This window comes from Acidovorax sp. NPDC077693 (assembly GCF_044542805.1).
In the GTDB taxonomy this organism is placed as follows: Bacteria; Pseudomonadota; Gammaproteobacteria; order Burkholderiales; family Burkholderiaceae_C; genus Acidovorax.
The window spans coordinates 121,844-127,971 of record NZ_JBITVD010000020.1; the positions used below are offsets into that span (position 1 = coordinate 121,844).

Annotated in this window: 7 protein-coding genes and 1 pseudogene; 7 read left to right on the forward strand and 1 reads right to left on the reverse strand. The window is 64.4% G+C overall.

The genetic code is table 11. The annotated features are described in order from the left end of the window. Nucleotides 1-40 precede the first annotated feature (40 nt). Entirely contained in the window at nucleotides 41-481 is a 441-nt protein-coding gene (locus ACIGHN_RS24000) for a type II toxin-antitoxin system RatA family toxin (protein WP_396506577.1), read from the forward strand. After that, the gene (locus ACIGHN_RS24005) at nucleotides 474-854 is read left to right on the forward strand and encodes an RnfH family protein (protein WP_396506579.1); all 381 of its coding nucleotides are present in this window, start codon (nucleotides 474-476) and stop codon (nucleotides 852-854) included. Before ACIGHN_RS24000 ends, ACIGHN_RS24005 begins: the two co-directional genes overlap by 8 nt. Nucleotides 855-918: 64 nt before the next feature. On the opposite strand, the gene ACIGHN_RS24010 is transcribed toward ACIGHN_RS24005, so the two are convergent. Further along, complete coding sequence (locus ACIGHN_RS24010; protein WP_396506581.1) at nucleotides 919-1,452, reverse strand: DUF4124 domain-containing protein; 534 nt, start codon at nucleotides 1,450-1,452, stop codon at nucleotides 919-921. A gap of 223 nt (nucleotides 1,453-1,675) precedes the next feature. Between ACIGHN_RS24010 and guaB the strand changes: the two genes are divergently transcribed. From guaB to ACIGHN_RS24035, 5 genes and pseudogenes are all read left to right on the forward strand, one after another. Further along, entirely contained in the window at nucleotides 1,676-3,151 is a 1,476-nt protein-coding gene (gene guaB / locus ACIGHN_RS24015; protein WP_056414478.1) for an IMP dehydrogenase, read from the forward strand. A gap of 109 nt (nucleotides 3,152-3,260) precedes the next feature. Further along, on the forward strand, nucleotides 3,261-3,521 hold the full coding sequence (locus ACIGHN_RS24020) for a type II toxin-antitoxin system Phd/YefM family antitoxin (protein ID WP_396506582.1): 261 nt from the start codon (nucleotides 3,261-3,263) through the stop codon (nucleotides 3,519-3,521). Continuing rightward, nucleotides 3,518-3,952 carry a type II toxin-antitoxin system VapC family toxin gene (locus ACIGHN_RS24025; RefSeq protein WP_396506584.1) on the forward strand — a complete coding sequence of 145 codons (435 nt, stop codon included), beginning with the start codon at nucleotides 3,518-3,520 and terminating at the stop codon, nucleotides 3,950-3,952. Before ACIGHN_RS24020 ends, ACIGHN_RS24025 begins: the two co-directional genes overlap by 4 nt. 11 nt (nucleotides 3,953-3,963) lie before the next feature. Beyond that, nucleotides 3,964-5,580, forward strand: a complete 1,617-nt coding sequence (guaA, locus tag ACIGHN_RS24030) for a glutamine-hydrolyzing GMP synthase (protein ID WP_396506586.1) — start codon at nucleotides 3,964-3,966, stop codon at nucleotides 5,578-5,580. A 189-nt stretch (nucleotides 5,581-5,769) separates the two neighbouring features. Next, nucleotides 5,770-6,021 (forward strand): annotated as a pseudogene (locus ACIGHN_RS24035) (IS3 family transposase); the annotation flags it as partial. Nucleotides 6,022-6,128 lie beyond the last annotated feature (107 nt).

The following is a 6,128-nucleotide window of genomic DNA, read 5'->3' on the forward strand; positions in this document are numbered from 1 at the left end:
ATTTCTCCGGCTTGCGCGCTTTCGCTCAAGCTCCGTCTGCATGAAAACCGTTCACAAGTCCGTCCTCATCTGGTACAGCCCCGAAGAAATGTTCGCCCTGGTCACCGGGGTGGAGCACTATCCCCAGTTCCTGCCCTGGTGCGACCACGCCGCCGTGCTGGAGCGCACCAGCGACGGCATGACCGCGGAGGTGGGCATCTCCTTCAGCGGAATCCGCCAGACCTTCGTGACCCGCAATACCCACGAGGCCGGCAAGCGCGTGCAGATGCACCTTGTCAAAGGGCCGTTCTCCCAGCTGGAGGGCGACTGGCACTTTCACACGGTGGGCGACGGCAGCCAGCGCGCCTGCAAGGTGGAGTTGCTGCTGCACTACGGCTTTGACAGCACGGCCCTCGCTGCGTTGGTAGGGCCGGTGTTCGACCGCATCGCGGGCAGCATGGTGGATGCCTTCGTCAAGCGTGCCGAGCAGGTGTATGGCTGAAGCGCCCGGGGCGGTGCCTGCGGCCGCGCCGGCGTCGTCGGTCCCGGTGACCGTGGCCGTCTGCCTGGCGCCGCGCGAAGTGCGCGAATGGGCGCTGGAGCTGCCTGCAGGTGCCACGGTGCAAGACGCGCTGCAGGTCTGTGGGGTGGATGTGCAGGGCCTGCAGGGCGTGGCTTTGGGGCCTGCGGCCATCGGTATCTGGGGGCGCGCTGCGGGGCTGGACGTGGTGCTCAAGGCCCAGGACCGGGTGGAGGTCTACAGGGCCTTGAAGGTCGACCCCAAGGTCGCCCGCCGCGAACGCTTTGCGCGGCAAGGCGCACGCACGACGGGGCTCTTTGCCCGGCAGCGCCCGGGCGGCAAATCGGGCTACTGACCTGGCGGGGTAGCAGCCCGTGGGTGCCTGTGCAGGCGCTGACGACCAGCGCCCCCGCTGTCCATCAACGCTTGCAGTCGGAGGCGATGATGGAGTCCAGCCGCTTGGTTTCCGCTGCGCGGCCACCTTCGTCCAGGAAGATGCGCTCGCCCTGCGCGTTCGTCTGGGTGATGGGCCTTCCGGAGTCGAACGCAGCCTTGGCCTGGCGAGCGCGGTTGCAGTTGTCCGCCCTGGCCTTGGCCTGCTTGTCTTCTTCGGCTTTTTTCTTCGCGGCTTCGGCTGCCTCCGCCTGGGCCTTCTTCTCTTCCAGCGCCTTATCCTTGCCGCTGGCGGCGCCACTGGCAGCTGCTCTGGGTGCGGAGGCCCCATCTGCGGATGCGGTCGCAGGGGCGGCATCTGCAGGTGCCGCTGCAGGTGGTGCTACCGCTGCCCGCCCGCCACTGGGCTGCTTCAGAATGCTCTTGTCAGGGATTTCCTGTGGCGGGGGCCGGTCACTGAATACCTTGCGGCCGTCCTTGTCGATCCACTGCCATTGCGCGGCTGCGCCCATGGCCCAGGTGCAGGCAATGGCCAGCAGGAGAAGCTTGTGCGTTTTCATGCGAACAAGTTTAGCCGCCAGCCTGGGGCGCGGCCAGTGCCATCGGATGGGCGGTGCTTTTGGCACGACACATTGCACGGACTCGAGGCACTTTTGCCTCTGAACTGGCGGCACTTTTCCCTCTGAACAACCCGCAGCGCATGCGCCACAACGCCCGCTGCCGGGCCCCGCCGGCTGCAGGCCGCACAGGGCGCGGGTACAATCCGTCTTTTGGAGCCTTCTCATGCGCCTTCTTGGAAAAGCGCTCACCTTCGACGATGTGTTGCTGGTGCCAGCGTACTCCCAGGTCCTGCCCAAGGACACGTCCCTCGCGACGAAACTCTCCCGTAACATCCAGCTGAACCTGCCTCTCGTGTCCGCCGCCATGGACACCGTGACCGAGGCGCGCCTGGCCATTGCCATTGCCCAGGAGGGTGGCATCGGCATCGTGCACAAGAACCTCACGGCGCAGGAGCAGGCCGCCCAGGTGGCCAAGGTCAAGCGCTACGAGTCCGGCGTGCTGCGCGACCCCGTGGTCATCACCCCCGAGCACACGGTGCTGCAGGTGCTGCAGCTGTCCGAGCAGCTGGGCATCTCGGGCTTTCCGGTGTGCGACGGCGGCAAGGTGGTCGGCATCGTCACCGGGCGCGATTTGCGCTTCGAGACACGCTACGACGTCAAGGTCCACCAGATCATGACCCCGCGCGAGAAGCTCATCACCGTCAACGAAAAGGAAGGCACCTCGCCTGCCGAAGCCAAGGCGCTGCTCAACAAGCACAAGCTCGAGCGCATCCTGGTCGTGAACGACGCGTTCGAGCTCAAGGGCCTGATCACGGTCAAGGACATCACCAAGCAAACCAGCTTTCCCAACGCCGCCCGCGACCCCTCGGGCCGCCTGCGCGTCGGCGCTGCGGTCGGCGTGGGTGAAGGCACCGAAGAACGCGTCGAAGCGCTGGTCAAGGCCGGTGTGGACGCCATCGTGGTCGACACCGCCCACGGCCACAGCAAGGGCGTGATCGAGCGCGTGCGCTGGGTCAAGCAGAACTACCCGCAGGTCGATGTGATCGGCGGCAACATCGCCACCGGCGCGGCCGCGCTGGCACTGGTCGAGGCCGGGGCCGATGCGGTCAAGGTCGGTATCGGCCCGGGCTCCATCTGCACCACCCGCATCGTGGCCGGTGTGGGCGTGCCCCAGATCATGGCCATCGACAGCGTGGCCACCGCCCTCAAGGGCACCGGCGTACCGCTGATCGCGGACGGCGGCGTGCGCTACAGCGGCGACATCGCCAAGGCGCTGGCTGCAGGCGCCAGCACCATCATGATGGGCGGCATGTTCGCGGGCACCGAAGAAGCACCCGGCGAAGTCATCCTGTTCCAGGGCCGCAGCTACAAGAGCTACCGCGGCATGGGCAGCATTGGCGCCATGCAGCAGGGCAGCGCCGACCGCTACTTCCAGGAATCGACCACCGGCAACCCCAACGCCGACAAGCTCGTGCCCGAAGGCATCGAAGGCCGCGTGCCCTACAAGGGCTCGATGGTCTCCATCGTGTTCCAGATGGCCGGTGGCGTGCGCGCCGCCATGGGCTACTGCGGTTGCGCCACCATCGAAGACATGAACAACAAGGCCGAGTTCGTCGAGATCACCACCGCCGGTATCCGCGAAAGCCACGTACACGATGTGCAGATCACCAAGGAAGCTCCGAACTACAGGGCTGACTGAGCACCGCCGATCCAATCTGGCCTGATTGAAAATATCTGGTCAGAATGATATAGTCTGGTCTGAATTCACCATTCAGGCCAGACTTTTTCTTTTTGGGGTCCGCGCATCCATGCAGTCCGTCGGTATCTACGAAGCCAAGAGCAGGTTCTCCGCGCTGATCGAACTGGTCGAGCAGGGCGAAGAAGTGCGCATCACCCGCCACGGCAAAGAAGTGGTACGCCTGCTGCCCGTGCGCCGCCGCCCGGTCATCACCGACGAGCAGATCGCCCGCGAACTGGGCCAGATCGACGCGCTGCACGCCAGCATCCGCCCCGCGGCCGAGGCGCCCAGCCCCGACACCTTGCGCCGCAAGGGCAGGGCGGCAGCATGACCGCCTTCGTCCTCGACGCCTCCGTCACCGCCGCCTGGCTGCTGCCCGACGCGGCCAGCGAGCACACGCGCCGCCTGTACACCCTGATCCGCCGCGACGAGGTCGAGCCCCAGGCCCCCAACCTCTGGCAGTGGGAGTGCAGCAACCTCATCAGCACCGGCGTGCACAGCGGCCGCATACCGCCCGCCTCGGTCGAAGGCCTGTGGGGCGTGCTCGAAGCCATACGCCACCGCGTGGAGCTGCACGAACTGGCTCCCGCCCAGCACAAGGCCGTGATGGACGTGGCGCTCGACACCGGCCTGCCCACCTTTGATGCTGCCTACCTGTGGCTTGCGCGCTCACTGCGCCTGCCGCTGGCCACCTTCGATCTCCAGCAGATTGCCGCTGCCGAGCGCAGCGGCGTGCCGCTTCTTGACCTTTCCCGCCTCTGAAGACCACCACCATGCAACACGACAAGATCCTCATCCTCGACTTCGGCTCCCAGGTCACGCAGCTCATCGCGCGCCGCGTGCGCGAAGCCCACGTCTACTGCGAAGTCCATCCCTGCGACGTGAGCAGCGACTGGGTGCGCGCATTCGCGGCCGATGGCCGCTTGAAGGGCGTGATCCTGTCGGGCAGCCACGCGAGTGTCTACGAGGTGGACGACCGCGCCCCCGATGCCGTGTTCGAGCTGGGCATTCCTGTCCTCGGCATCTGCTACGGCATGCAGACCATGGCCACCCAGTTGGGCGGCAAGGTCGAAGGCTCCAACACCCGCGAGTTCGGCTACGCAGAAGTGCGTGCCCATGGCCACACCGAGTTGCTCAAGGGCATCGAAGACTTCGCCACGCCAGAAGGCCACGGCATGCTCAAGGTCTGGATGAGCCACGGCGACAAGGTCACCGAGCTGCCGCCAGGCTTCAAGGTCATGGCCTCCACACCGTCCTGCCCCATTGCGGGCATGGCCGATGAAGCGCGCCGGTTCTACGCGGTGCAGTTTCACCCGGAAGTCACCCACACGGTGCAGGGCCAGGCACTGCTCAACCGCTTTGTGATCGATATCTGCCGCACGCAGGCGGACTGGATCATGGGCGACTACATTGAGGAAGCCGTCTCCAAGATCCGTGAGCAGGTGGGTGACGAGGAAGTCATCCTGGGCCTGTCCGGTGGTGTGGATTCGTCGGTGGCTGCTGCCCTTATTCACCGCGCCATCGGCGACCAGCTCACCTGCGTGTTCGTCGACCACGGCCTGCTGCGCCTGAACGAAGGCGACATGGTCATGGAGATGTTCGAGGGCAAGCTGCACGCCCGCGTGATCCGCGTGGATGCCAGCGAACTGTTCCTCGGCAAGCTGGCCGGCGTGAGCGAGCCCGAAGCCAAGCGCAAGATCATCGGCGGCGAGTTCGTCACGGTATTCAAGCAGGAGGCCGCCAAACTGAAGGCGGGCGACGGCGGCCACAAGGGCGCCACCTTCCTGGCACAGGGCACCATCTACCCCGACGTCATTGAATCCGGCGGCGCCAAGAGCAAGAAGGCCGTCACCATCAAAAGCCACCACAATGTGGGCGGCCTTCCCGAGCAGCTGGGCCTCAAGCTCCTGGAGCCCCTGCGCGACCTGTTCAAGGACGAAGTGCGCGAACTCGGCGTGGCCCTGGGCCTGCCACCCGACATGGTCTACCGCCACCCCTTCCCCGGCCCCGGCCTGGGCGTGCGCATCCTGGGTGAAGTGAAAAAGGAATACGCCGACCTGCTGCGCCGCGCCGACGCGATCTTCATCGAAGAGCTGCGCAACCACGTGGACGAAGCCACCGGCAAGACCTGGTACGACCTCACCAGCCAGGCCTTCACCGTCTTCCTGCCGGTCAAGAGCGTGGGCGTGATGGGCGATGGCCGCACGTACGACTACGTCGTGGCCCTGCGCGCCGTGCAGACCAGCGACTTCATGACCGCCGACTGGGCCGAGCTGCCGTACGCGTTGCTCAAGAAGGTGTCGGGGCGCATCATCAACGAAGTGCGGGGCATCAACCGCGTGACGTATGACGTGAGCAGCAAGCCGCCAGCGACGATCGAGTGGGAGTAAGTTTTATAGTTTTTGAGGCTATCGGTGATTATCGAAAAATCAACGTAAGTTGTTGATTTTAAAAAGATAAATCATCGATTGCTATCGAAGGTTATCGCTGGCAGACGGATCATTTTGCCGGTAAGGCTGACGGTGTCCAAACTGTCTGGGGGGGTGCGGACGAAAACTTGGACTACTAGATAGTAGTTCATGTATTCCTATGAAGACAGAATCCGAGCAGTTGAGCTCTTCATCAAGTTGGGCATGCGAGTCAGGCCCACTATCAGGCAGTTGGGATACCCGACCAAGAACTCATTGAAAGGTTGGTATCGGGAATATCAGCAGCGCCAGGACTTGCCGAAAAGCTATGCAGGGCGTGAGCCCAAGTTCTCACAGGCGCAAAAGGCTGCCGCCCTTGAGCACTACCTCACCCATGATCGATGTATTGCAGCCACCATGAGGTGAATTGAATCACCCCGGCTTATCTAGACACTTTTGAGCCGTTGGGAATGTCGCTGTTCGAACTCTACAGGGGATAGTCCTGCCGCCGATGAATGACGGCGCTGTGA